Genomic DNA, 23,256 nt, shown 5'->3' with positions numbered 1-23,256 from the left:
GGAGAGTTCGCCAAATGACCGACGAACCCGTCAAAGAAGGCCATTCGCGCCGCGCTTTCCTGCGGGGCACTGCCGCCGCAGGGGCCGGAATGCTGGCCGCCACCGCCGCTCGCGCCCAAACGCCCGATCCGCTGATCACCGAAGTTCAGCCTTGGGCCTCGGAATTCGGCGATGCGGTCGATGCCACGCCTTACGGCATGCCCATCGAATTTGAAAACCATGTGGTGCGCCGCAATGTCGAATGGCTGACCGAAAGCACCGCCTCGTCGATCAACTTTACGCCGATCCACGCGCTGGAAGGCACGATCACCCCGCAGGGCTGCGCGTTTGAACGCCACCATTCGGGCGCCATTGAGCTGTCGAAAGCCGATTACCGGCTGATGATCAACGGTCTGGTCGATAAGCCGCTGGTCTTTACCTACGAAGACCTGACGCGCTTTCCGCGCCATGTGACCACCGCCTTCTGCGAATGTGCGGCCAATGGCGGCATGGAATGGGGCGGCGCACAGCTGGAAGGCTGCCAGTTCACCCAAGGTATGATCCACAACATGGAATATACCGGCGTCATGCTGCGCGACCTGCTGGCCGAGGCTGGTGTCCAGCCCGAGGGGAAATGGGTTTACGTCGAAGGCGCCGATGCCTCGTCGAATGGCCGCTCGATCCCGATGGAAAAGGCGCTGGATGATGTCATGGTGGCCTTTTACGCCAATGGCGAGGCCCTGCGCAAAGAGCATGGTTACCCCGTGCGTCTGGTCGTGCCGGGCTTTGAGGGCAATATGTGGGTCAAATGGGTCCGCCGCATCGGGGTCTATGACCAGGCGGTGGAAAGCCGCGAGGAAACCTCGAAATACACCGATCTGATGCCCGATGGCCGCGCCCGCAAATGGACATGGGTGATGGATGCCAAATCGGTGATCACCTCACCCAGCCCGCAGGTGCCGATTCACCATGGCAAGGGCCCGCTGGTCATCACCGGCCTTGCATGGTCGGGCAATGGCCGCATCACCCAGGTTGATGTCTCGCTGGATGGCGGGCGCAACTGGACCCCGGCGCGGATTTCCGGCGATGCCAAGCCCAAGGCGCTGACGCGCTTCCACCTTGATATCGATTGGAACGGCGAGGAGATGTATCTGCAATCCCGCGCCACCGATGAAACCGGCTATGTCCAGCCGACCAAGGATGCGCTGCGGGCCATCCGTGGCAACAACAACGTCTATCACAACAACGGCATCCAGACTTGGTGGGTTCACGCCGATGGGGAGGTCGAAAATGTCGAAATCGCGTAATCTGCTGCTCGCATCCGCGCTGGCCTCGGTGCTGGCCGCCCCGGCCATGGCCGAACAACTGGGTCTGGGCCGCGAGGCCCTGCCCGAAGAGATTGAGGCCTGGGATGTGGCCGTGCTGCCCGATGGCACCGGCCTGCCCGAAGGGTCGGGCGATGTGCTGACCGGCGAAGAGGTGTTCGCCGACGCCTGCGCCTCGTGCCATGGCGATTTTGCCGAAGGCCTGGACAGCTGGCCTGTGCTGGCGGGCGGGCAGGGCACCCTGCGCGACATGCGCCCGGTGAAAACCATCGGCAGCTACTGGCCATATCTTTCAACCGTTTTCGATTATGTGCACCGCTCGATGCCCTTTGGCAGCGCGCAGACCATCTCGAATGACGAGGCCTATGCCATTGCGGCCTTCCTGCTCTATTCCAACGGGCTGGTTGAGGATGATTTCGTGTTGTCGAAAGACAATTTCACCGAAATCACCATGCCGAATGTCGATGGCTTTTACCCCGATGACCGCGCCGAAACCGAATATCCGCTGTTCAGTGCGGCGGCCTGCATGTCGAATTGCATCGACGGCCCGGTTCAGGTGACCAAGCGCGCGATCGAGCTGAACGTGACGCCCAAGGATGCCGACGGCAAGCCTGCCGGCACCATCCCGCCGCTGTTCCAGGCATCAGCCGAAGCCCCGGCCGAGGCTGGCGCAACCGAAACGGCAGCCGCAGAAACTGTTGCAGAACCTGTGGCAGAACCTGTGGCAGAACCGGCAGCCGAGGCCGCGGCTGCGGAACCTGCCGCCGAACTGGCGGCCGCCGACCCTGCGCTGATTGCTGCGGGCGAAAAGGTGTTCAAGAAATGCGCCGCCTGTCACAAGGTGGGTGAAGGCGCCAAGAACGCGGTTGGCCCGATGATGAATGGCATCGTGGGCCGGGCTGCGGGCAGCATCGACGGGTTCAAATACTCCAAGGTGCTGACCGACATGGCGGCTGGGGGGCTGGTGTGGGATGACGCCAATCTGCATGCCTTCCTTGAAAATCCGCGCGGCTTTATGAAAGGCACCAAGATGTCGTTCGCAGGTCTGAAAAGCGAGGAAGACCGCACCGCCGTGATTGCCTATCTGGCAAGTTTTGGAGAGTGACATGACGGGCTGGCGTGTGATCGCATCCACGCTGGCCCTCATCGCTGCCGGACCGGGTCTGGCAGCGGCCGAGGCCATTGGCGACGCCCAGCGCGGCGCTGACCTGTTTCAAAAGCAATGCTACGCCTGCCACCGCATCGGCCCCGAGGCCGAAAACCGCGTCGGCCCCCGCCTGACCGGGCTGTTCGGTCGCCGTGCCGGGTCGGTGGACGGGTTCACCTATTCCAAATCCATGGCCCGCATGGGGGCCGACGGTCTGACCTGGACGCTGGAAACCCTTGACGCCTATATCGAAAATCCCAAGGCGCTGATCTCGGGCACCCGGATGAACTATCGCGGCCTGAAGGATGATCAGGCCCGCGCCGATCTGATGGCCTATCTGCGCAGCTATTCCGACAAGCCGCGCGACATCCCCGAGGCCGAACCCACCGCGCGCAAGACCGACCACGATCTTGACTCGGCGATCCTGGCCATTCAGGGCGACCCCGAATATGGTGCCTACCTTTCATCCGAATGCACCACCTGCCATCAGCGCGACGGCACCGATCAGGGCATCCCCTCGATCACCAACTGGCCCGCCGAAGATTTCGTCGTCGCCATGCATGCCTACAAACGCAAACTGCGCCCGCATCCGGTGATGCAGATGATGGCGGGCCGCCTGTCCGATGACGAAATCGCCGCCCTTGCCGCCTATTTCGAGACGATCGACTAAGACCAGAGGGCGGCCAAACCGCCCCACCCATCGCCAATTCAGGGAGGAATGGCCATGACATTGACCAGACGCACATTCATTTCAACCACGCTTGCCACCGGGGTGATCCTTCAGGCCCCCATGCTGCTGGGCCAGACCAAACCCCGCGTCGTCATCATCGGCGGCGGGGCAGGCGGCGCCACTGTGGCGCGCTATCTGGCCAAGGATGCGGGCCAGGCGCTTGACATCACATTGGTCGAGATGAACCCGATCTACACCACCTGCTTTTTCTCCAACCTCTACCTCGGGGGCTTTCGCGACTTTGAAAGCCTGCAACATGGCTATGCCAAACTTTCGGATATGGGCATCAGCGTTGTCACCGACATGGCCACCGGCATCGACACGACCGCCCGCACCGTCACCACCGCAGGCGGGCAGGTGCTGGCCTATGACCGTCTGGTGCTGTCTCCCGGCATCGACTTCAAGGAAGGCTCGGTCCCCGGCTGGTCGCTGGCCGATATGGAGATTATGCCCCATGCCTATAAGGCCGGTCCCCAGACCCAACTTCTGAAAGCCCAGGTCGAGGCGATGCCCCAAGGCGGCACCTTTGCCATGATCGCACCGCCCAACCCCTATCGCTGCCCGCCCGGCCCCTATGAGCGGATCAGCATGATCGCCCATATGCTGACGCAAATGAACCCCACGGCCAAGATCCTGCTGGTGGACCCCAAGGACAAATACTCCAAACAGGCCTTGTTCGAGGAAGGCTGGCAAAAGCATTACGGCACCATGATCGAACGCGTCGGCCCCGATTTCGGCGGCGACAAGGCCGAGGTGCGGCCGGCCACGATGGAAGTGGTGATCGACGGCGAAGTGACCAAGGTTGATTGCTGCAACGTCATCCCCGGCCAGATCGCAGGCCAGATCGCCGCCACCGCCGGGGTGACAGATGACACAGGCTGGGCCCCGGTTCATCCCGACAGCATGAAGTCGAAACTGGATGAAAACATCTTCGTTCTGGGCGATTCCAGCTCACAGGGCGATATGCCGAAATCCGGCTTCTCGGCCAACAGTCAGGCCAAGGTCGCGGCCATGGCCATTCGCGGTGAATTGACCGGCTCCAAGGTGTTCCCGGCCAAATATTCCAACACCTGCTGGTCGCTGATCGCGCCCGACGATGGCGTCAAGGTTGGCGCCAGCTATGAACCCACGCCCGAAAAGATCGCCAGCGTCGAAAGCTTTGTCAGCGCCACGGGCGAAGATGCCGCCCTGCGCAAAGCCACCTATGAGGAATCGCTGGGCTGGTATGCCGGCATCACCGCCGACATGTTCGGCTGACCCTTCCCCCGGCGGGCGCCCGGTTTTCGGGGGCCCGCCGCCCTTTTGCAAGACAGGCCCGCCATGCTGACCCGACGCCAGATCCTGACCACCGCCACCGCAGCCCTTGCCAGCCCGTTGTTGCCCCGCCGCCTTTGGGCCGGGGCCAGTGTCACCATGGGCAGCACCCAGATTGACACCCTGTCAGATGGCACGCTGACGCTGCCCGGCGACTTTATCCTTGGCGGTATGCCGCAACAGGAAATGCAGGCCATCGTGGCCAAATACGGCTTGCCCACCGATCAATTGACCCCGCCGTGCAATGTCACGCTTTTGCGCGATGGCACCAACACGGTGCTGTTCGACGTGGGCGCCGGCCCCGATTTTCAACCATCGGCCGGCAAGTTGCTTGACGCCTTTGATGCCCTTGGCCTGTCCCCCGATGACGTGACCCATGTTCTGTTCACCCATGCCCATCCTGATCATATCTGGGGCCTTCTGGATGAATTTGACGAACCGATGTTCGCCAATGCCGCCTATATGATCGGGCAGGCCGAGTTTGACTACTGGATGGACCCCGACACGGTGAACACCATCGGCGAGGCGCGCACAACCTTTGCCGTGGGCGCACAGCGCAGGCTTCAGGCGATTGCCGAACAGATCGAATTCATCGCCGACGGGGCCGAGGTTTTGCCGGGCGTCGCGGCCCATCTGACGCCGGGCCACACACCGGGGCATATGGCCTATGAAATCCGCTCGGGCTCCGAGTCGGTGATGGTGGTGGGCGACAGCATCGGCAATCACCATGTGGCCTTTGAACGGCCCGACTGGGCCTCTGGCTCGGATCAAGACAAGGATATGGCCGCCGCCACCCGTGTCAGCCTGTTGGATCGTCTGGCCGCCGAACAGATCGCGCTGATCGGCTATCACTTGCCCGGTGGCGGCATCGGCCGCGCCGAGAAATCGGACACCGGCTACAGGTTCATCGAAACATGAAAACGCTTGCCCTTGCGCTGCTCGCCAGCCCCGCCTTTCTCCTGCCGGCCCATGCGTCCGAGGATATTCCTGACCAATACCCGCAATCGGTGCTGTATTCCAAACCGGTCGAGGTGATCCCGCATGTGTTTTCGGCCATCGGGGCCACCGCGCCGCCCACCTATGAAAATGCGGGCCATAACAACAATCTCTCGTTCATCGTCACCGGCGATGGGGTGATCGTTGTCAATGGCGGGGCCAGCTGGAAACTGGCCGAGGCGCTGCATGCCGAGATTCGAGCCGTGACAGATCAGCCGGTCAAGCTGATCGTCAATGAAAACGGGCAGGGCCATTCGATGCTGGGCAACAGCTATTGGGCGGCGCAGGGCGTGCCGATCCTTGCCCATGTCGATGCGGCGGCAGAATTTGAACAGACTGGCGACAATTCCCTGATCGCGTTGCGCGCCTATGCCCGCGAAAATGCCGAAGGCACCGATCTGGTCACGCCGACCGAAACCTTTACCGACAGAAAGGTGGTCGAAATGGGGGGGCTGACGGTCGAGGTTCTGCACCTTGGCCCCGCCCACAGCCCCGGTGATACCCAGGTCTGGATTCCCGAATGGTCGATGATGATCGCGGGCGACATCGCCTTTCACGAACGGATGCCCCCGATTTTTGAAGGCACCTGCACAAGCTGCTGGATCGAGACATGGGAAACGGCCTTTGCGCCGCTGAATCCCACCTATGTGATCCCCGGCCATGGCCACCCGACCAATCTGGCGCAGGTCACACGCTATACCCGCGATTATGTGGCCGATCTGCGGGCCAAGATCGGGGCGCATATCGACGAAGGCGGCGATCTGGCTGGGGCCTATTACGTCGATCAGTCAAACTGGGCGCATCTTGACACATTCGAGGAACTGGCAACCAAGAACGCCGGTGTCGTCTTTGCCGAGATGGAGTTTGAATAGGCCCAAAGCTTAACGCGCGGTTATTCCGCGCGCCCAAAGCCATGGTTTTGTTGGGCGGGCGCCCTGTCTCTGCCAGAGACAGGGGCGGCTTATACCGCCGCCGCTTGCCCTGCTGCCCGCTGGTCGATCAAGGCATCCGCCACGGCCGCCCCGACCCACATGCAAAACAGGGCCAACCAGGCCGTGCCCACAAAGATCGACCCGCCCGTCACCCCGGCCCCGATCGCACAGCCCCCCGCCAGCATCGCCCCAAAGCCCATCAAGACAGCCCCGAACATCGACCGCCGCATCTGGCTCTCGCCATCAAAGCCCTGAAACTGAAACTCGCGCCGCAAAACAGAGGCCGCAAACGCCCCGATCACCACCCCCGGCACCAGCCCGATATCGAAATCAAGCACCGGATTTTCTGTCAGCACGAACATCAGCGTGCTGGCCGAGGGCCCCGAAAAGGTGGCCGAGGTCACGCTGACCGGCTCAAAGGCCACGAGGCTGAGCTGGAAGGTCAACACCCATCCCAAGGCCACGGCAAATCCGACACCCGAGGCAAAGACAAGTTTCGTCCAGCCAATCTGATGCCGCGCCGACAGCGCGAAGGCGAGGGCGGCAAAGATCAGGCCGATCACGATGCCCGCCTGAGACGGCAAGGACAGCGCGGCCAGCAGATCGACATTCTGCCCCCCCGGCGTGACCCACAGCCCCGCCAGATACTGCCGCACTGGTGCCAGCCAACCATGCAGCGCCATCTGCGCGACCACGGCAAAGATCAGCCCCGACACCAGCGAGCGCAGGTTCCCCGTTGCCGCCAGCACCAAAAGCCGCCCCGAGCAGCCCCGCGCCAGCACCATGCCCACGCCGAACATCAGCCCCCCGATGACCGCGCCAGACCACGATCCGGTGACTGCCATCATCCGCGCATCGCCTGCGCGGAACAGGCCCAGCATCTGCGCGCCCTGCACCCAGATCACTGCCGTTGAAAAGGTCAGCAGCCAGACCGCCACCTTGGGCCCAAGACTGCCCCGCGCGAACTCAACCGCCGCGGCCCGCAGACAGAACGAAGACCGTTGGGCCGCCACGCCGAAGACGGCCCCGGTCAACAAACCGAACAGCGCCGCCAGCGGGGCTTCGTCAAGGTATTCCAGCAGACCTGTCAGATCCATGCGTGCGTCCTCCCATATTGCCAGCGACAATAGGGCAGGATCGCCGCGCGTGCCTTGATCTGGGTCAGCCGCCCCAGCTGCGATCAAGGGTGGCCAGCCAGTTTTCGTGGCAGATCTTGGCGATCAGGGGCTGATCATAGCCATGGGCCTGCATCGCCGCGACCAGTCGCGGCAGGCCCGCCACATCACCCAAGACATCCGGGATCTCGGCCCCGTCAAAGTCCGAGCCAAGGCCGACATGATCTTCGCCCAGCCGGTCGATCAGATAGTCAAGATGGCGCAGCATCGGCTGCCAGCCGCAATCGGTGGTCTTGCGGCCATCGGCATTCAGAAAGCCGACCGCATAATTCAGCCCCACCATGCCGCCGCTGTCGCGGATCATGTCCAACTGACGGTCGGTCAGGTTGCGCGACGAAGGGCAAAGCGCATGGGCGTTGGAATGGGTGGCGACCAGCGGCGCGTCAGACAAGGCCGCCACATCGTTGAACCCGGCCTCGTTCATATGGCTGAGGTCAATCATGATCTTCAGCCGGTTGCATTCGCGCACCAGCCGTTTGCCCGCATCCGTCAGCCCCGGCCCGGTATCGGGCGAGGCGGGATAGGCAAAGGGCACGCCATGGCCGAAGATGGTCGGGCGGCTCCAGACCGGGCCAAGCGAGCGCAGGCCCATGGCATGAAAGGCATGCAGGCTGTCCAGCCCTTCATCAATGGCTTCGGCGCCTTCCATATGCATGATGCCGGCAATCACGCCTTGGGCGATGCAGGCCCGCACCTCGGCCGCCGTGCGGCAGAGCTTGAAGGCCCCGTTCGCGGCGCGCTCCATCCACAAAAGCAAGCTGGCCTCGGCGAAGGCATCGGCAAGGCCGTCTTGGGCGGTGATCAGATCAGGCAAGGGCAGGCTGTAGGGCGGGGTTTCCATCGCCGCCATATAGCTGGCCGAGTCATGTGCGACGGGCGATGGCAGATAGATCGCGAAGAACCCGCCCACAAACCCACCCGCCTGCATCCGGGGCAGATCCAGATGGCCCTTGCCTTCGCCGGTCAGCCAGATCTCGTCGCGCTTTTCCGGGGCAAGACGCAGGCGCAAGAGGATGTCGTTATGGCCGTCGAAAATGGGGGTCATGGGTGCTGTGATCCGGTTGTGGTGCTGTGTGCCGGCCGCCGGGGCTCTGCCCCGGACCCCGGGATATTTAGAAACAGATGAAGGGGGGAAGGGGCGTCATGCCAGCATCCTGTCGGCGGAGGCATCAAAGAGGCTGCGGGCATAGTCGGTTTTCATGCTGGCCGAGGCAAGATCGGCGCGCGCCAGTTCTTCTACGGCGCGGCCATGTTGCATGACAAGGATGCGGTCACACATATGGTCGATCACGGCAAGGTCATGGCTGACCATCAGAAAGGTCAGGCCACGGTCTTCACGCAGGCGGGTCAGCAGGTTCAGCACCTCGGCCTGCACCGATGCGTCAAGGGCCGAGGTCGGTTCGTCTAGCAGCAGGATTTCGGGTTCGAGCATCAGGGCGCGGGCAATGGCCACGCGCTGCCGCTGGCCACCAGAGAGTTGGTGCGGATAGCGGAAGCGAAAGCTGGTGGGCAGGCCGACATCTTCAAGCGCGCGCATGACGCGGGCGTCAGATCCGGTCTGGCCGTGGATGGCCAGGGGTTCGGACAGGGTGCGGTCAATGGTGTGGCGGGGATGCAGGCTGGCATAGGGGTCTTGGAACACCATTTGCACACGGGCCGAAAAGGCGCGGCCGCGCGGTGTGGGCAGCACCTGCCCCCCGATGCGGATGGTGCCGCCCGACACGGGGGCCAGGCCGCAGATCGCGCGCAGGATGGTGGATTTGCCCGATCCGCTTTCGCCCACAAGTCCATAGCTTTCGTGGGCGCGCACGGTCAGGCTGACCTCTTCGACAGCGCGGACCTTGCGGCCTTTGGCATCAAAGGTGACAGACAGGTTTTCGATCTCGATCAGATCAGTCATGTGCCCAATCCCCTGTGCGATCCAGCCCCGGCAGCGGCTGGCGGTTGCCGCCGATGCGGGGCAGGCAGTTCAACAGGCCCTGCGTATAGGGGTGTTTGGCGGCCATCAGGTCGCGGGCGGCCAGTTCCTCGACCACCCGGCCCTTATACATCACCAGAACCCGGTCACAAAAGCGCGCGACAAGGCGCAGATCGTGGCTGATGAAGATCAGCCCCATGCCGCGTTCGCGCACAAGGCTGTCAAGGATCGACAGCACCTCGGCCTGAACGGTGACATCCAGCGCACTGGTGGGTTCATCCGCGATCAAGAGATCAGGTTCGGGGATCAGCATCATGGCGATCATCACGCGCTGGCCCATGCCGCCCGAAAGCTCATGCGGATAGGCCTCCATCACGCGCTCGGGGTCGCGGATCTGAACGGCGTTCAGCGCCGCGATGGCTTTGCGCCGGGCCTCGGCGGCACCAAGGCGGTCACGCTGGCGCAGGCCTTCGGTCAGTTGATCGCCCACCCGCATCACCGGATTCAGCGAATATTTCGGGTCTTGCATGACCATGGCGATGCGACGCCCGCGCAGGGCGCGCATGTCTTTTTCACTGGCGGTCAGCAGGTTCTGGCCGTCAAACTGCATCCGGTCGGCGGCGATATGGCCGGGCGGTCGGATCAGCCGCAGCACGGCACGGCCAGTCATGGTCTTGCCCGATCCGCTTTCGCCGACAATGCCAAGGCGTTCACGATCAAGGCTGAACGAAACACCGCGCACGGCCTGCACCGGGCCTGTCTCGGTTTCAAAGGTGACGCGCAGGTTTTCAACGGTCAAAAGGGTCATCGCGTTGCACTCCGCGGGTCAAGCACATCGCGCAATCCGTCGCCCAACAGGTTAAAGCCCAGCGAGACGATGAAGATGGCAAGGCCCGGCATGGTGGCGACCCACCATTGTTCAAACAGGAACTTGCGGCCCGAGCTGATCATCAGCCCCCATTCGGGCAGCGGCGGTTGCGCGCCAAGGCCCAGAAAGCCAAGGCCCGCCGCGATCAGGATCACGCCCGCCATATCCAGCGTGACGCGGATGATGACCGAAGGCAGGCACATGGGCATCACATGTCCCCAGATGATCCGGCCGGCACCGGCGCCTTGCAGGCGGACGGCGGCGATATAGTCGGAATTGCGCACCGTCAGCGTTTCGGCGCGGGCGACGCGGGCATAGGGGGGCCAGGCGGTCAGCGCGATGGCCAGCACGGCGTTGAAGATGCCGGGGCCAAGCACGGCCACCAAGGCAAGCGCCAGGATCAGCCGGGGGAAGGCCAGAAAGATATCGGTCAGCCGCATCAGCACGGTATCGACCCAGCCGCCAAAATAGCCAGCCACCGTGCCGATCAGCAGGCCAAGGGCCGGGGCCGTCAGCGCGACAAGCGCCACGATATACAAGGTGATGCGAGAGCCGTAGACGATCCTGCTCCAGATATCGCGGCCGAAATCGTCGGTGCCCAGCCAATGGCCGGGGCTGCCGGGGGGCAGCAGGCGTTGCGACAGGTTTTGCGTGATCGGGTCATGGGTCGCAAATATTGGTGCAAAGGCGGCCATGGCCAGAAGAACGGTGATGATCGTCAGCCCCGTCATCGCCAGCGGGTTGCGGCGCAGGCGCAGCCATGCCAGCCACATCTGGCCCAGCCGGGCCTGACGGCGAGAGGTTGGGTTGGGGTTGGTCAGCCATTGGGTCAGCGTGGTCATGTGCGGGCCCTTGGATCGACCAGACGGTAAAGGATGTCGGACAGCATGTTCAGGGTCACAAAGACCACCCCCACCACAATGGTGCCCCCCAGCACGGCGGGCATATCGGCGGTGAACAGGGCATCGGTGATATAACTGCCCAGTCCGGGCCAGGCAAAGATCGTCTCGGTCAGGACCGATCCTTCCAGCAGATAGGCATAAGACAGGGCAATGACCGTGATCAGCGGCACCGCCACGTTTTTCATCGCATGCACCCAGATCACCCGCCATTCCGGCATGCCCTTGACGCGGGCGGTGGTGATATATTCCTGCCCCAGTTCATTCATCATGAAACTGCGGGTCATGCGGCTGATATAGGCCATCGAGACATAGCCCAGCAGGCCCGCCGGCAGGATGATATGCGACAGGGCATTGGCAAACACATCCCACGCGCCATTCAGGGCGGTGTCGATCAGGATGGCCCCGGTATATTGCGTCATCGAGAATTCCAGCATCATCTCATAGACCGGGTCCAGCCGTCCGGGGCCGCCGACCCAGCCCAGATGGCCGTAGAACACCAAAAGGCCGATCAGCCCCAACCAGAACACCGGCATGGAATAGCCCATCAGCCCGACCAGCCGCACGATCTGATCGGCGATGCTGCCGGGGCGGGTGGCGGCCAGAACGCCTGCGGGCACGCCGACCAGAACACCGATGATCGTGCCAAGGGTGGCCAGTTCCAGTGTGGCCGGGAAATACCGCGCGATTTCGCCCGCGATGGGTGCGCCGGTGCGGATAGAGGTGCCCAGATCGCCCTGCATCGCATCGAAGACATAGATGGCAAACTGCTTCCACAGCGGTTCGTCCAGCCCAAGCGCCTGACGCGCGGCCTCGTATTGGGCGGCGGTGGCGCGTTCACCGACGATCGACAGCACCGGGTCGATCGGCACCACGCGGCCAATGAAAAAGGTGACCAGCAACAGGCCCAACAGGGTGATGGCAAGCGTGACCAGCCCCCCTGCGATCTGACGCAAAAGGACGCGGCTGTGCGCGGTGGCGGGGGCTTGGGGCACGGGGGGCATCCGGGGCAAATTGCGCGCCGCCGCGCCAAGGGTGTGTCCCCTGGCGCGGCGGCTGGGCCTTACTTCGTGACCAGCCAATACACGACCGAGTCGGTCGCGCCACCGGTGTAGAAGTTCTGCACGGCATTGCGCAGGCCGGTCTGGCTTTGCTGTTGGAACATCAGCACAAAGGCCGAGGTGTCGCGATGCTTGCGCTGAATTTCCTCATACATCGCCTTGCGCTTTTCGCCGTCTTTTTCAACCACCGCGGCCTCGGTCATCGGGCCCAGTTCGGCCGGATCCCATGCCGTGCGCCATGCAAGAAAGCCGGTGGCCCCTGCTTCGTCGCTGTTGTCGGGGTTCATCGCAAAGGTCGAGGCATTGGTATGCGGATCGGGGTAATCCGGGCCCCAGGTTTGCAGGGTGATATCATGCTGGCGGGCGCGATATTTGCCCAGCACGGTTGACCCGTCGCCCACATCCAACGTCAGGTTGATGCCGATCTGGCCAAAGGTGTTTTGCACCGACTGGGCAATATCCATCCGTTCCTGATCGTTGCGCACCGTCAGGCTGACCTCAAGCGGCAGGGTCACACCCGATTCTGCCAGCAACGCCTTGGCCTTTTCCACATCAAGGCTGTAGGGCGTGTCGGTCAGCGCCCCCAGAAAGCCTTTGGGCAAGAAGGCCTGATGCACGCCCCACTGGCCTTTCAGGATGGTGTCGGCCATGCCCTGATAATCGACGGCCCACCGCATGGCCTCTAGCACCTTGGGGTTGGCCAGTTCGGGCTTTTTCTGGTTCATCGCCAGATAGTAAAGCTGCCCGCCGACATCATCTTGAATGCGCACATCAGCATTGCCTGCCAGACCTTCGACATCAGTCGGCGTCAGGCCGCGGGCAATGTCGATATCGCCTTTTTCCAGCAACAGGCGCTGGGTGGCGGGTTCTGGAATGTGGCGCATGAACACGTTCTTGATCAGCGCATCCCCGCGCCAATGGCCAGCCCGCGCCTCAAGGATATAGCCTTCGTTCGGCTTGTAGGATTTCAGCACATAGGCGCCGGTGCCGGCGGAATTGGCCTTAAGCCATTCGTTGCCCATGTCGCCGTTGACTTCATTCGCCATGACGGTGGTCATGTCGACGATATTGGCAACACCGGCAGTCAGGCAGTTATACACAAAGGTCGGCGCATAGGGCTTGTCGGTCTTCAACACCATCGTATCGCCTTCGACGGTGATCAGCTGATCGACGTTTTCGGGGGTAAAGCCGAACTGGGTCAGGATAAAGGCCGGGGTCTTGTTCAGCTTGACCACGCGGCGCAGCGATCCTGCGGCATCTTCGGCCGTTACAGGATTGCCGCTGGAAAACGTCACGCCGGGGCGAATCTTGAAGCGATAGGTCACGCCGTCATCGTCAACCGACCAGCTTTCGGCAAGGCCGGGCACCAGTTCGCCCTCTTTGGTCGGGTCAAGCTCGACCAGCGTGTCGTAAAGGTTGTTGTTCAGATCAACGCCCGAAAATTCAAAGGCTTCATGCGGGTCGATCGAAACGATGTCATCAATCGCATCTGCCACAACCAACGTATCTGCCGGGGTTTCGGCAAACAGCGCGGCTGGGGCGGTGCAGCTTAGCAAGGCGGCCAGTGCCGCCGAGGTCAGTCCGTGGGTCATCTTCATGGTAAGCTCCCGGTTGGTTTGCTGTTTTTCCGGGCAGCTTAGCGCAGTTGCGGGGCTTGGAAAGCGAAAACTTGATCATTTGGTCAAGTCCGCCCTTTGTGGTGGGCCAGCAGGGCAGATCGCCAAAAGAAAAGGCAGTTCAGAAACAAAGGCTTGACCAAAACAAAGGCCACCCGGCGGAATACGGGGTGGCCTTGGATCAGTTTCATCTGCACGCGGTGCGCTGACCGTGGGTGCAGTTGGGCCGGATCAGGTCTGCGGGTCCAATGATACAAGGAAGGCCCAGACGTTCTTGGCGTCTTCTTCCTTGCCCAGCTTGAAGCTCATTTTCGACTTGGCGCCCTTGTCATCCAGCTTGGCTTTCAGGAATTTCGCCGGGTCGGCCACATATTCGACAAAGCTGGCTTCATCCCAGACAAAGCCGGTTGCGCCCAGAGCAACGATCGACTCGCCATATTTGAACTCGGGGTAGGTGCCTGCCGCGCGGCCAGCCAGACCATAAAGGTTGGGGCCGGTTTTGGCATTCTTGCCGGCCAGGGTTTCGCCAGCGTCATTGGCGACAACATGGCAGGTCTGGCATTTGGCAAAGACCTTGGCGCCGGCTTCGGCATCCCCGGTGGGGGCTGCGGCGGTGGCGTCTTGGGCAAGGGCAGGAAAGGCGACAAAGGCGGTCAGCACGGCGGCAATCACGAGTTTCAGGTTCATAGAAACCTCCCTTTCTGGTGTGGTAGTCATTTGTCTTGCCAAGACAGAAAGTCAAATCACTGTCATGCGACTGCATGGGCCAAAGCGCATCTGTGCCACAGGGCAGACAGGGCGTTGACCAACCGGTCGATATCAGCCTCGCTGTGCAGCGGGCCGGGGGTGATGCGCAACCGCTCGGTGCCTTTGGGCACGGTGGGGTAGTTGATGGGCTGGACATAGATGTTCCAGTCCTCCAGCAGGATGTCGCTGATCATCCGGCATTTCACCGGATCGCCGATCATGACGGGAATGATGTGGCTGTCATTGGCCAGATGCGGGATGCCGGCCTTGTCCAGCCGCGCGCGCACCCGCGCCACATTGGCCCGCTGGGCAGCCCGTTCGGCGCCCGACTGCCGCAGGTGCCCGATCGAGGCGGTGGCGGCGGCAGCCACGGCAGGCGGCAGGGCGGTGGTAAAGATGAACCCGCTGGAGAAAGAGCGGATGAAATCGACCATCGCAGTGGTGCCGGTGATATAGCCCCCCACCACACCAAAGGCCTTGCCCAAGGTGCCTTCGATCAGGTCAATGCGGTCGGCCAGCCCCAAGGCCTCGGTCACGCCGCCGCCGTGATCGCCATACATGCCCACGGCATGCACCTCGTCGATATAAGACAGCGCGCCATGCGCCTTGCAGACCTCGACAATCTCGCGGATCGGGGCGATGTCGCCATCCATCGAATAGACCGATTCAAAGGCCACGATCTTGGGCCGGTCGCCCACGGCATGCAGCTTGCGGTCAAGATCGCGCCAATCGTTATGCCTCCACACCACCTTGTCGGCGCGGCTGTGGCGGATGCCTTCGATCATGCTGGCGTGGTTCATTTCATCGGACAGGATCACTGCATTCGGGATCTTGGACCCAAGGGTGGACAGGGCAGCCCAGTTCGACACATAGCCCGAGGTGAACAGCAAGGCGGCTTCCTTGCCGTGCAGACTGGCCAGTTCACGTTCCAGCCGAAGATGGTGCACGGTGTTGCCGCCGATATTGCGTGTGCCGCCCGCCCCGGTGCCGCAGCTTTGCACCGTGTCGATCATGGCGGCGACAACGGCAGGGTGCTGGCCCATGCCCAGATAATCATTGCTGCACCACACGGTCACATCCTGCACCGCGCCCGCCTTATGGCGCCCGGCTTGCGGAAAGGTGCCACAGCGGCGTTCCAGATCGGCGAAGACACGGTAATTCCCTTCGGACTTCAGGGCGGTCAGGCGGTCTTCGAAAAAGGTTTGGAAATCCATGGCAGTCACTTTCTGGCTTGCAGGGCAGGGCCGCTGTGCAGGGTCGGGTCGGGTTTGGGCGGGGGGGCTGGCAGCATCCAGCGCCACAGTCTTTCATCGGGCAGCGGCAAAACCATGAACCAATGCTCTAGCAGGGCCAGCAGGGTCAGCGTCAGCAGCAGCACATGGCCGATCAGGCTGGCCGGGCCGGGGGCCGAAATTGCGCGTTCCAGCCAGCAGGCCGAGGCAAAGGTCAGCCCGGTGATCGACAGGGGAAACAGGCCGTTCATCGGGGCAAAGCGGAAATGGCTGGCCAGATGCGCCAGCGGCTTGGGCAGAAATTCGGTATGGATGCGCGGCACCCCCAGAAACAGGTTCAGCTTGGCCGAGATGCGGGCAAAGAACAGCACGCCAAAGGCCCAAAGGCCAAAGGCATTGGCCTGCCCCAGCGTGATCTTGGCGATCACCAGCAGGGCCGCCAACAGCAGCAGTTCATGCCACAGCACCGTGCCGGTGGCGCGCACAAAGCGTTCGCCCAAGGGCGTGTCGGCCGGGCAGGGCGCAAGATTAGGCCCGGTGATCAGGCCAGACAGAAAGGCCAGTTCGATCCAGCCCCAGACCGCCAAGGCAGACAGAAAGGCCAGATAGACCCCGGTGACACTGGCGTCAGTGCTGGTGCTGTGCAGGCCCAGAAAGCCCCCCAGCAGCAGGGGCAGACCCAGAAGAACCGACCAGATATGCGCATCTGGCCCACCCTGATCGGCCCGGCGCACGCGCCACAGGATGGCCCCGGTGGAAAACCACCACAAGAACAGCGCAGACAGAACGGCCAGCCAGGGATTGGTCATGTGCGGCACCCCAATTGCTTGGGATGCCGCACCGAACCGAAGGACGCGCCCATCGCTTCGGTCCAAACCATCGCCGCAGCGACAGTATGGGGGATCAGGATCAAAACGACGGTTCCAGCCGCACATTGGCGGGGGGCACCGTCTTTTTGACCGGAATCAGATAGAGAGTTGCAAAGGCCATCAGCGCCCGTGCCGCCCCGGCCTTGTGCCGCAGCCAGCCTGCAAGGCCGCCTTGTTTGTTGGCCTGTTCCATGGCGATCATGCCATCGTTCATGCGCCGCAGGTTGGGGATCCAGCGCGGGTGGTCGATGTCCAACTCGATCGGGAACACCTGACGCGCGATGATGCTGGTCTTGCGATACACCTCTTGGTCATACCAGTCGATATCCACGCCAAGGGCGTTGTGAAAATCCTTGCGGGCATGGTCGCGCACCCACATCGTGGAATAGACCGCCGTCAGAAAGAACCGGATCCACAGCTTGTTGGCAAAGCTGGTGGTCAGCTTGGGGTCGGTGCGCATCAAGAGGGCAAAGGCCTCGCCATGGCTGAACTCGTCATTGCACCATTCGCGGAACCATTTGAAAATCGGGTGGAACCGGTGCTCGGGATGCGCCTCTAGGTGGCGAAAGATGGTGATGTAACGGGCATAGCCGATCTTTTCCGACAGATAGGTGGCGTAATAGATGAACTTGGGCCGGAAATAGGTGTATTTCTTGGCCTTGGTCAGAAAGCCCAGGTTCACGGCCACCCCGGCCTCTCGCAGCGCATCGTTGATGAAACCGGCGTGGCGCGCCTCATCCCGGCTCATATAGCTGAACAATTCGCAGATATCGGGGTTGCTGCCGCGGCGCTTCATTTCCTTATACAGCACGCAGCCCGAGAATTCGGCCGTGCAGGATGACACCAGAAAGTCGATGAACTCGGCGCGCAGGGCCGGGTCCATGCCTTCCCAATCCACCTTGTCCCAATCGGCGTTCTTCTTGAAATGGCCCTTGTTCGGGTCAGACTTCATCTGCGCCAGCAATTTGTCCCAGGCCTCACGCACCGGGGTGACGTCGATCTTGTCCATCTCGTCAAAGTCGGTGGTGTAGAACCGGGGGTTCAGCAGGGTGGTTTCGGTGGCCATCGCCGTGGTGTCGAACCGGTCGGCGATTTCGGCGTGCAACTCGTCATGGCTGCTGTCGTGGGTCAGGTCTTTCATACCGTCAACTCCTCGCTGAAGGAAAATTCGCAAAGCTCCATGAACTCCAGATCGCCGGTCAGGCGGGTCCACCAGCGTTCTAGGGTGCTGGCGCGGGTGATCGTGGCTTCGCGGTGTTCGACGATCAGTTCGCCATAGGCCGCCATGACGGGCGCGCCATGCACCAGCACCTCATCCCCCGGATGGATGACGGCGCCATTGTCAAAGCGGACATGGGCATGCAGGCTTTCAAATCGATGCGAGACTTCGACGGTGCAAGGCACCTGTTCTTTCGTGCGGGTAAAAAGTGGCATGGTTCTGGTTCCCTATTTTGTGTCAAGCAGCCGTTCAAACGCGGCTTTGTTGTCATTGCCAAAGGCGTAAAGCTCGGCGCTCCAGCCGGTGACGGGGTCTTGGGCCACAAGGCGGCCGTTGTCGTATTTCACCACCTGCATCGGTGGGTTTCCGTCCACACGGGCCACCTCACGCGCGCGGGCCATGGCCGATTGAATGACCGTGATGAAACCGCCATGGGGCATGTCCATCAGCACCGTGCCATCGGGATCGCGCACCACAACGGCCTGTGCGCTGAGCCCTTCGAGGATAAAGCTGCGCTGGGCCACGATCTTGCCGGGCACGGGCACACCCACATGCGGGCGGTTCGACACCACCGAAAAGCTGGCCAGCGCCAGACTGGCCAAGGCCAGCGCAAACATGGCCCACAGCAAGGTGCGCGGGATCATCTCACGCTCGCGGTTGGTGGGCAGAGCGGGGGTTACAGGATGCTGCGGCATGGCCTTTCCCCCCTATTCCGCGGCCACAAGACCGGCGTCTTGCGGCGCGGTGCGGCTGATGCGGGGCTCGTTGATCTTGGCCTGGGCAGCATCGGCCAGAATGCGCGCAGCTTGCGTGGCATCGGGAATGGCGCGCAGGGCCGGTTGTGGCAGGCGGATGTGCCAGGGCCGCACATGGGGCCACAGCACCGCATAAGACAGCCGCATGTTGCCCTTGGTTTGCAGCGCCAAGGTGCCGGTGCCCTTGATCCCGTCCGAGGCCAGAGAGGCCGTCTCGATGCAGGTAAAGGGCAGGGTATAGGTGATGGGCAGCGCCGCCCCCACCCGCAAGATCACGCGGGCATTGGTGATGGTATAGATCGCGGCCCGTGCCTGCATCCAGGCCAACCCATAGACAACGCCATAGGCTGCAACGGCCAGCACCAGATAAGGGATCAGCCGGGCGATCGCATAACCCGCCCCGCCATCGGCATAGGCCGATCCGCCCTGCCACAGGGCCAGCACCAGCATATAGCCGGTGATCCAGCGGATCTTGAACGCCTCACGCGCAAGGGTGGCGGTGTCGGGCTTGCCTTGCCACAGGATGTCTTCTCCGGCAGGCAGCGGCGCGGGCAGGCCCGGCTTGTATTCAAAGTTGAAATCGCGGTCTGACATGGCAGACCCTCCGTGTTGGATATACGTCAGACCGGCGCGGGCGCGCGCCGATCCCCGTCCGTCACAGGCCGCGCTTGCGGCCCTTGGCATAGAACCAACCGCTGGCCACATAACCAGAGATCTTGTCTTCTTCCAGTTTCGTCACCTGGGTCAGGGATTTGGTGGCCGGAATGGCCTCGAACAGATCAGCCGTCAGGGCACCGACCCGCACCCTGTCAGACCAGATCTTGCACAGGGTCATCGGGATCAAGCGGCGCGAGCCTGAATTCAACTCGACCTCGACATAGCGCACCAGTTGCTCGGGGGCGTCGATCCACAGATCCACCACGCGCCCCACCACTTCCAGATCGCCCGCCTGCACCGGCATGCCGCGCGGGTCACGCCCGGCTGAAACATGCACATCTGCCGCCTGCGCCATCGGAATGATCTTGGCTTTGCCATGGCCATCCAGTTCCGGCACATCGCGGCGCGGCACCCAGGACGCCGGGCCAACACCGTCTTTCATCGCGTCCCCGGTTGGCAGATGCGGAAAGCCTTCGGATTTGGCGGTGCGCGCCATCGCCAGATCGGTGCGGCGGTGGCTGTCTTCATTCTCGACCGAGGGCACGGTCACAGTGCCTTGGCCATGCGGCAGGGCAAAGGTCTTGGGGCCAGGCACCGGGAACGGCCCCTGATTGGGCGCGCGCAGCCCGTCCTCGGTTTCCAAAGGATAGCCTTCGCGCATGTTTTCTGTTTGCAGGTAATAGATCAACAGGGCGAAAAAGCCCCAGAACAGCCAGATCGAAAGGCTGGCCAGATCGAAATTGCCGAAAAAGTTGACGCCGACCATTTTGGTCCTCCGCTGTCAGGTCGGGAACTCGGCAAGGCCCGAAGGGGCAGCGCCGCGTTCCGTCTGGTTTGGGTCAATCTTGCCAAGCCGGACCAGGGGGCCCAACACGACAAGAGTCAGAAAAAGCAGTCCGATTTCGATGTGATAGACGACCGAATAGCCAAGGGCCGGGTCATGCATCAGGCCAAACAGCCCGCGCCCCACCCCATGATCGACAAGGTCGCGCAAGGCCCCGCCCGCAAAGATCGACAGCCCCGCGGCCGTGGCCTGCGCCGCCCCCCAAGCCCCCAGGGCCAGCCCCGCCGCCGTCTGGCAGGGCAGGGTCATGGCGGCCGTCAGCGTGGCAATGCCAAAGGTGCCCCCGCCAAGGCCAATCAGGGCCGCCCCGGCATAGAACAGGGGGGCGCTTTGCATCGGGCTGGCAAAGATCACGGCGGTAAAGGCCGCAATGCCGAACAGCACCCCCTTGGCCGCCAGCCGCCACGGATCGGCCCCTTGGGCCAGTTGGCGGGCCGAGATCAGAAAGCCCAGCAAGGCCCCCGCGCTCCATGTTGCGGTCAGCAAGGTGGTGGCCCCAACCGACAGGCCCAGAATCTGGCCGCCATAGGGTTCCAGCAGCACATCCTGCATGTTGAAGGCGAGGGTGCCAAAGCCCACAACGCACAGCAGGCGCCGCACCCCCGGTTCAGCCATCAACCCGGCCCAGGCTGCCCCAAAAGACGGGCGCGGGGCCGCACGCTCGGCGGCGGTCATCGGGCTCAGCTTTTCCTGCTTCCACAGGGCGATGACGTTCAGAACCAGCGTGGCAAGGCCACAGCCCTGCACCACCCGCACCAGCGTCAGCGGATCATAGTCGCGCAACAGCCAGCCGACGACGATGGCCGAAAAGCCCATGCCCACCAGATACATGACGTAAAGCAACGCCACCACACGCGGCCGCGTTTCATCACTGGCGCGGTCTGCGGCAAGGGCCAGACCCGCCGTCTGGGTCATATGCATGCCCAAGCCTGCCATCAGAAACGCCAGGGCCGCCAAGACCTCTCCGGCCCAGGCCGGGCCGTGATACTGGTCGCCCGACAGCACGATCAGCGCAAAGGGCATCACCGCCAGCCCCCCCATCTGCCACAGGCTGCCAAACCACAGATAAGGCACGCGCTTCCAGCCGATCGCACTGACATGGGTGTCTGACCGATGGCCCAGCAGCGCGCGGAACGGGGCCACCAGAACCGGAATGGCAATCATGCTGGCCACGATCAGTGCGGGCACCGAAAGCTCGACAATCATCACCCGGTTCAGCGTGCCCAACAGCAGAACCTGCGCCATCCCGACCGAGATCTGGAACAGCGACAGGCGCAGCAATTGCGCCATCGGCAACTCAGCGGACGAGGCCTGCGCAAAGGGCATCCATTCCGCCCCCAGCCGGGCAATCTGGTTCTTTCCCAGGATCATGGCCGATACTCCAGGCATTCGCTGATGTAGAACCCGCTGCTGATCCGCGCGACCCTGTCCAGCCCGCTGCCGACATGGGCCCGCAAGGCGGGCAGCGCATGGGGCACCATCACGGGCGAGCGGTCAGAGCGGGGAAACAGCTTGCCAAGGCCCCAAAAGGCCATCAGCAGCGCCGTGCGCGGGGCAAGGGTAAAGACAATGGCCTGATCGGTGCGCGGGGCCATGCGCGCCAGGATCGCGGCAATATCGGGGGCCGTGTAGTAAATCATGCTGTCCATCGCCAAAACGAAGTCAAAGGCGCCATGGGCCTCATCTGTCATGTCGCCCGCGTGAAACCGCACATTGCCGCGCAAGGTGTCGGGCAGGCGGTCTTGGGCGATCCGCACCAGTTGCGGCGAGATGTCCACCGCCAGCACCTGTGCGCCGCGCTGCGCCAGTTCCACCGTCATGGCCCCGGTGCCGCATCCGGCATCCAGCACCCGCATCCCTGTCAGATCCTCGGGCAGACGCGCCAGCATGGTGGCGCGCATCCGGTCGCGGCCTGCGCGCACCGTCTGCCGGATCCGGCTGACCTTGGCATCCGTGGTCAGCCGCGCCCAGGCCGTGGTGGCCGTGCGGTCGAAATATTCTTCGACACGGTCGCGGGTGATGGCGTAATCGGGCATCAGTCAAACCCCAGCAATTCAAAGATTTCGCGGTCAGGCAGCGGGTCAGGCGTCAGCCCTTCCTCGGCGACCGAGCGCCACAGCTTTTCGGCCAGCCGCATGTATTCGGCCCGCGCCATCACGATGTCTTCGCTGTCATCCATCTCGAACAGCGTCTTTTTCTTCAGACGCGAGCGGCGGATGGCATCAATGTCGGGCATATGGGCGATGCGGTTGAACCCGACGCGCGCGCAGTAGCGGTCCACCTCATCGGTGTCTCGCGACCGGTTGGCCACGCAGCCGGCCAGCCGCACCTTGTAATTGCCCGATTTGGCCTGCACCGCCGCGATGATGCGGTTCATCGCATAGATGCTGTCAAAATCATTGGCAGTGACGATCACGGCGCGGTCGGCATGCTGCAAGGGGGCGGCAAAGCCACCGCAGACCACATCGCCCAAGACGTCAAAGATCACCACATCGGTGTCTTCCAGCAGGTGATGTTGCTTCAACAGCTTGACGGTCTGGCCCACGACATAGCCGCCGCAGCCGGTGCCTGCCGGGGGGCCGCCGGCCTCGACGCATTTCACACCGTTAAAGCCTTCGGTCACATAATCCTCGGGGCGCAGCTCTTCGGGGTGGAAATCAACCCCCTTCAGAATGTCGATCACCGTGGGCTGCAACTTGCCCGTCAGGGTAAATGTGCTGTCATGCTTGGGGTCGCAGCCAATTTGCAGCACCCGCTTGCCCAGCATGGAAAAGGCCGCTGACAGGTTGGACGAGGTGGTGGATTTGCCGATCCCGCCCTTGCCATAAACCGAAAAGACCTTGGCCCCTTCGATCTTCAGACTGGGGTCTTGGCTGACCTGAACCGATCCTTCGCCATCAAGGCCTCGCAGGTCGGGAATTTCGTCACGCGGGCTCATGCTGTGGCCCCTTTCATCTGTTCATAAATATCCCG

24 protein-coding genes are annotated in these 23,256 nt (G+C 62.7%); 6 read left to right on the top strand and 18 right to left on the bottom strand.

All coding sequences use genetic code 11. The annotated features are described in order from the left end of the window. Nucleotides 1-14 precede the first annotated feature (14 nt). From soxC to V3C85_RS06120, 6 genes are all read left to right on the top strand, one after another. Nucleotides 15-1,286 (top strand): sulfite dehydrogenase, encoded by a 1,272-nt coding sequence (gene soxC / locus V3C85_RS06145; protein WP_331794214.1) that lies wholly within the window; start codon nucleotides 15-17, stop codon nucleotides 1,284-1,286. Continuing rightward, the gene (locus V3C85_RS06140; RefSeq protein WP_331794213.1) at nucleotides 1,270-2,409 is read left to right on the top strand and encodes a c-type cytochrome; all 1,140 of its coding nucleotides are present in this window, start codon (nucleotides 1,270-1,272) and stop codon (nucleotides 2,407-2,409) included. Before soxC ends, V3C85_RS06140 begins: the two co-directional genes overlap by 17 nt. A gap of 1 nt (nucleotide 2,410) precedes the next feature. After that, nucleotides 2,411-3,121 (top strand): c-type cytochrome, encoded by a 711-nt coding sequence (locus tag V3C85_RS06135; protein WP_331794212.1) that lies wholly within the window; start codon nucleotides 2,411-2,413, stop codon nucleotides 3,119-3,121. 54 nt (nucleotides 3,122-3,175) lie between these two features. Then, a complete protein-coding gene (locus V3C85_RS06130; protein WP_331794211.1) occupies nucleotides 3,176-4,438 on the top strand; it encodes an NAD(P)/FAD-dependent oxidoreductase in 1,263 nt (420 codons plus the stop codon). Between the two features lie 63 nt (nucleotides 4,439-4,501). Further along, nucleotides 4,502-5,413 (top strand): MBL fold metallo-hydrolase, encoded by a 912-nt coding sequence (locus tag V3C85_RS06125; protein ID WP_331794210.1) that lies wholly within the window; start codon nucleotides 4,502-4,504, stop codon nucleotides 5,411-5,413. Beyond that, nucleotides 5,410-6,363 (top strand): MBL fold metallo-hydrolase, encoded by a 954-nt coding sequence (locus V3C85_RS06120; protein ID WP_331794209.1) that lies wholly within the window; start codon nucleotides 5,410-5,412, stop codon nucleotides 6,361-6,363. The genes V3C85_RS06125 and V3C85_RS06120 overlap by 4 nt, the downstream gene beginning before the upstream one ends. 89 nt (nucleotides 6,364-6,452) lie before the next feature. Here the strand turns inward: V3C85_RS06120 and V3C85_RS06115 are convergent, their stop codons facing one another. From V3C85_RS06115 to bchL, 18 genes are all read right to left on the bottom strand, one after another. Further along, nucleotides 6,453-7,520 carry a YeeE/YedE family protein gene (locus V3C85_RS06115; RefSeq protein ID WP_331794208.1) on the bottom strand — a complete coding sequence of 356 codons (1,068 nt, stop codon included), beginning with the start codon at nucleotides 7,518-7,520 and terminating at the stop codon, nucleotides 6,453-6,455. A 64-nt stretch (nucleotides 7,521-7,584) separates the two neighbouring features. Then, nucleotides 7,585-8,643: a dipeptidase gene (locus tag V3C85_RS06110; protein ID WP_331794207.1), complete on the bottom strand. Its 1,059-nt coding sequence runs from the start codon at nucleotides 8,641-8,643 to the stop codon at nucleotides 7,585-7,587. Between the two features lie 96 nt (nucleotides 8,644-8,739). Further along, nucleotides 8,740-9,498, bottom strand: a complete 759-nt coding sequence (locus V3C85_RS06105; protein WP_331794206.1) for an ABC transporter ATP-binding protein — start codon at nucleotides 9,496-9,498, stop codon at nucleotides 8,740-8,742. After that, nucleotides 9,491-10,324, bottom strand: a complete 834-nt coding sequence (locus V3C85_RS06100; protein ID WP_331794205.1) for an ABC transporter ATP-binding protein — start codon at nucleotides 10,322-10,324, stop codon at nucleotides 9,491-9,493. Before V3C85_RS06100 ends, V3C85_RS06105 begins: the two co-directional genes overlap by 8 nt. Further along, complete coding sequence (gene nikC, locus V3C85_RS06095) at nucleotides 10,321-11,226, bottom strand: nickel transporter permease (protein ID WP_331794204.1); 906 nt, start codon at nucleotides 11,224-11,226, stop codon at nucleotides 10,321-10,323. Before nikC ends, V3C85_RS06100 begins: the two co-directional genes overlap by 4 nt. Further along, nucleotides 11,223-12,287, bottom strand: coding sequence for an ABC transporter permease (locus V3C85_RS06090; protein ID WP_445941985.1), 1,065 nt, complete (start codon nucleotides 12,285-12,287; stop codon nucleotides 11,223-11,225). The genes nikC and V3C85_RS06090 overlap by 4 nt, the downstream gene beginning before the upstream one ends. A 59-nt stretch (nucleotides 12,288-12,346) precedes the next feature. Next, entirely contained in the window at nucleotides 12,347-13,936 is a 1,590-nt protein-coding gene (locus tag V3C85_RS06085) for an ABC transporter substrate-binding protein (RefSeq protein WP_331794202.1), read from the bottom strand. A gap of 255 nt (nucleotides 13,937-14,191) precedes the next feature. After that, nucleotides 14,192-14,647, bottom strand: a complete 456-nt coding sequence (locus V3C85_RS06080; RefSeq protein WP_331794201.1) for a c-type cytochrome — start codon at nucleotides 14,645-14,647, stop codon at nucleotides 14,192-14,194. A 62-nt stretch (nucleotides 14,648-14,709) separates the two neighbouring features. Continuing rightward, nucleotides 14,710-15,921 (bottom strand): 5-aminolevulinate synthase, encoded by a 1,212-nt coding sequence (gene hemA, locus V3C85_RS06075; RefSeq protein WP_331794200.1) that lies wholly within the window; start codon nucleotides 15,919-15,921, stop codon nucleotides 14,710-14,712. 5 nt (nucleotides 15,922-15,926) lie between these two features. After that, nucleotides 15,927-16,748, bottom strand: a complete 822-nt coding sequence (puhE, locus tag V3C85_RS06070; protein WP_331794199.1) for a putative photosynthetic complex assembly protein PuhE — start codon at nucleotides 16,746-16,748, stop codon at nucleotides 15,927-15,929. Between the two features lie 100 nt (nucleotides 16,749-16,848). Beyond that, nucleotides 16,849-17,874, bottom strand: a complete 1,026-nt coding sequence (gene acsF, locus V3C85_RS06065) for a magnesium-protoporphyrin IX monomethyl ester (oxidative) cyclase (protein ID WP_445941991.1) — start codon at nucleotides 17,872-17,874, stop codon at nucleotides 16,849-16,851. Nucleotides 17,875-17,945: 71 nt separating this feature from the next. Beyond that, on the bottom strand, nucleotides 17,946-18,242 hold the full coding sequence (locus tag V3C85_RS06060) for a hypothetical protein (RefSeq protein ID WP_331794197.1): 297 nt from the start codon (nucleotides 18,240-18,242) through the stop codon (nucleotides 17,946-17,948). Nucleotides 18,243-18,254: 12 nt separating this feature from the next. Continuing rightward, nucleotides 18,255-18,722 (bottom strand): photosynthetic complex assembly protein PuhC, encoded by a 468-nt coding sequence (gene puhC / locus V3C85_RS06055; RefSeq protein WP_331794196.1) that lies wholly within the window; start codon nucleotides 18,720-18,722, stop codon nucleotides 18,255-18,257. A gap of 12 nt (nucleotides 18,723-18,734) precedes the next feature. Further along, on the bottom strand, nucleotides 18,735-19,376 hold the full coding sequence (puhB, locus tag V3C85_RS06050; protein ID WP_331794195.1) for a photosynthetic complex putative assembly protein PuhB: 642 nt from the start codon (nucleotides 19,374-19,376) through the stop codon (nucleotides 18,735-18,737). A gap of 61 nt (nucleotides 19,377-19,437) precedes the next feature. Next, nucleotides 19,438-20,205 carry a photosynthetic reaction center subunit H gene (gene puhA / locus V3C85_RS06045; RefSeq protein ID WP_331794194.1) on the bottom strand — a complete coding sequence of 256 codons (768 nt, stop codon included), beginning with the start codon at nucleotides 20,203-20,205 and terminating at the stop codon, nucleotides 19,438-19,440. 15 nt (nucleotides 20,206-20,220) lie between these two features. Next, on the bottom strand, nucleotides 20,221-21,654 hold the full coding sequence (locus V3C85_RS06040; protein WP_331794193.1) for a PucC family protein: 1,434 nt from the start codon (nucleotides 21,652-21,654) through the stop codon (nucleotides 20,221-20,223). Next, nucleotides 21,651-22,319: a magnesium protoporphyrin IX methyltransferase gene (bchM, locus tag V3C85_RS06035; protein ID WP_331794192.1), complete on the bottom strand. Its 669-nt coding sequence runs from the start codon at nucleotides 22,317-22,319 to the stop codon at nucleotides 21,651-21,653. The genes V3C85_RS06040 and bchM overlap by 4 nt, the downstream gene beginning before the upstream one ends. Further along, complete coding sequence (bchL, locus tag V3C85_RS06030; RefSeq protein ID WP_331794191.1) at nucleotides 22,319-23,221, bottom strand: ferredoxin:protochlorophyllide reductase (ATP-dependent) iron-sulfur ATP-binding protein; 903 nt, start codon at nucleotides 23,219-23,221, stop codon at nucleotides 22,319-22,321. Before bchL ends, bchM begins: the two co-directional genes overlap by 1 nt. Nucleotides 23,222-23,256: the final 35 nt, after the last annotated feature.

It is taken from the genome of Pseudotabrizicola sp. L79, assembly GCF_036553525.1.
Lineage (GTDB): Bacteria > Pseudomonadota > Alphaproteobacteria > Rhodobacterales > Rhodobacteraceae > Pseudotabrizicola.
The sequence above is the reverse complement of the archived record's forward strand: the minus strand, read 5'-3'. Positions and strand labels throughout refer to the sequence as shown.

Bases quoted from the DNA above. Each gene is read 5' to 3' on its own strand.
- soxC (WP_331794214.1), top strand. From the start codon at position 15: ATGACCGACGAACCCGTCAAAGAAGGCCATTCGCGCCGCGCTTTCCTG.
- V3C85_RS06140 (WP_331794213.1), top strand. From the start codon at position 1,270: ATGTCGAAATCGCGTAATCTGCTGCTCGCATCCGCGCTGGCCTCGGTG.
- V3C85_RS06135 (WP_331794212.1), top strand. From the start codon at position 2,411: ATGACGGGCTGGCGTGTGATCGCATCCACGCTGGCCCTCATCGCTGCC.
- V3C85_RS06130 (WP_331794211.1), top strand. From the start codon at position 3,176: ATGACATTGACCAGACGCACATTCATTTCAACCACGCTTGCCACCGGG.
- V3C85_RS06125 (WP_331794210.1), top strand. From the start codon at position 4,502: ATGCTGACCCGACGCCAGATCCTGACCACCGCCACCGCAGCCCTTGCC.
- V3C85_RS06120 (WP_331794209.1), top strand. From the start codon at position 5,410: ATGAAAACGCTTGCCCTTGCGCTGCTCGCCAGCCCCGCCTTTCTCCTG.
- V3C85_RS06115 (WP_331794208.1), bottom strand. From the start codon at position 7,520: ATGGATCTGACAGGTCTGCTGGAATACCTTGACGAAGCCCCGCTGGCG.
- V3C85_RS06110 (WP_331794207.1), bottom strand. From the start codon at position 8,643: ATGACCCCCATTTTCGACGGCCATAACGACATCCTCTTGCGCCTGCGT.
- V3C85_RS06105 (WP_331794206.1), bottom strand. From the start codon at position 9,498: ATGACTGATCTGATCGAGATCGAAAACCTGTCTGTCACCTTTGATGCC.
- V3C85_RS06100 (WP_331794205.1), bottom strand. From the start codon at position 10,324: ATGACCCTTTTGACCGTTGAAAACCTGCGCGTCACCTTTGAAACCGAG.
- nikC (WP_331794204.1), bottom strand. From the start codon at position 11,226: ATGACCACGCTGACCCAATGGCTGACCAACCCCAACCCAACCTCTCGC.
- V3C85_RS06090 (WP_445941985.1), bottom strand. From the start codon at position 12,287: ATGCCCCCCGTGCCCCAAGCCCCCGCCACCGCGCACAGCCGCGTCCTT.
- V3C85_RS06085 (WP_331794202.1), bottom strand. From the start codon at position 13,936: ATGACCCACGGACTGACCTCGGCGGCACTGGCCGCCTTGCTAAGCTGC.
- V3C85_RS06080 (WP_331794201.1), bottom strand. From the start codon at position 14,647: ATGAACCTGAAACTCGTGATTGCCGCCGTGCTGACCGCCTTTGTCGCC.
- hemA (WP_331794200.1), bottom strand. From the start codon at position 15,921: ATGGATTTCCAAACCTTTTTCGAAGACCGCCTGACCGCCCTGAAGTCC.
- puhE (WP_331794199.1), bottom strand. From the start codon at position 16,748: ATGACCAATCCCTGGCTGGCCGTTCTGTCTGCGCTGTTCTTGTGGTGG.
- acsF (WP_445941991.1), bottom strand. From the start codon at position 17,874: ATGGCCACCGAAACCACCCTGCTGAACCCCCGGTTCTACACCACCGAC.
- V3C85_RS06060 (WP_331794197.1), bottom strand. From the start codon at position 18,242: ATGCCACTTTTTACCCGCACGAAAGAACAGGTGCCTTGCACCGTCGAA.
- puhC (WP_331794196.1), bottom strand. From the start codon at position 18,722: ATGCCGCAGCATCCTGTAACCCCCGCTCTGCCCACCAACCGCGAGCGT.
- puhB (WP_331794195.1), bottom strand. From the start codon at position 19,376: ATGTCAGACCGCGATTTCAACTTTGAATACAAGCCGGGCCTGCCCGCG.
- puhA (WP_331794194.1), bottom strand. From the start codon at position 20,205: ATGGTCGGCGTCAACTTTTTCGGCAATTTCGATCTGGCCAGCCTTTCG.
- V3C85_RS06040 (WP_331794193.1), bottom strand. From the start codon at position 21,654: ATGATCCTGGGAAAGAACCAGATTGCCCGGCTGGGGGCGGAATGGATG.
- bchM (WP_331794192.1), bottom strand. From the start codon at position 22,319: ATGCCCGATTACGCCATCACCCGCGACCGTGTCGAAGAATATTTCGAC.
- bchL (WP_331794191.1), bottom strand. From the start codon at position 23,221: ATGAGCCCGCGTGACGAAATTCCCGACCTGCGAGGCCTTGATGGCGAA.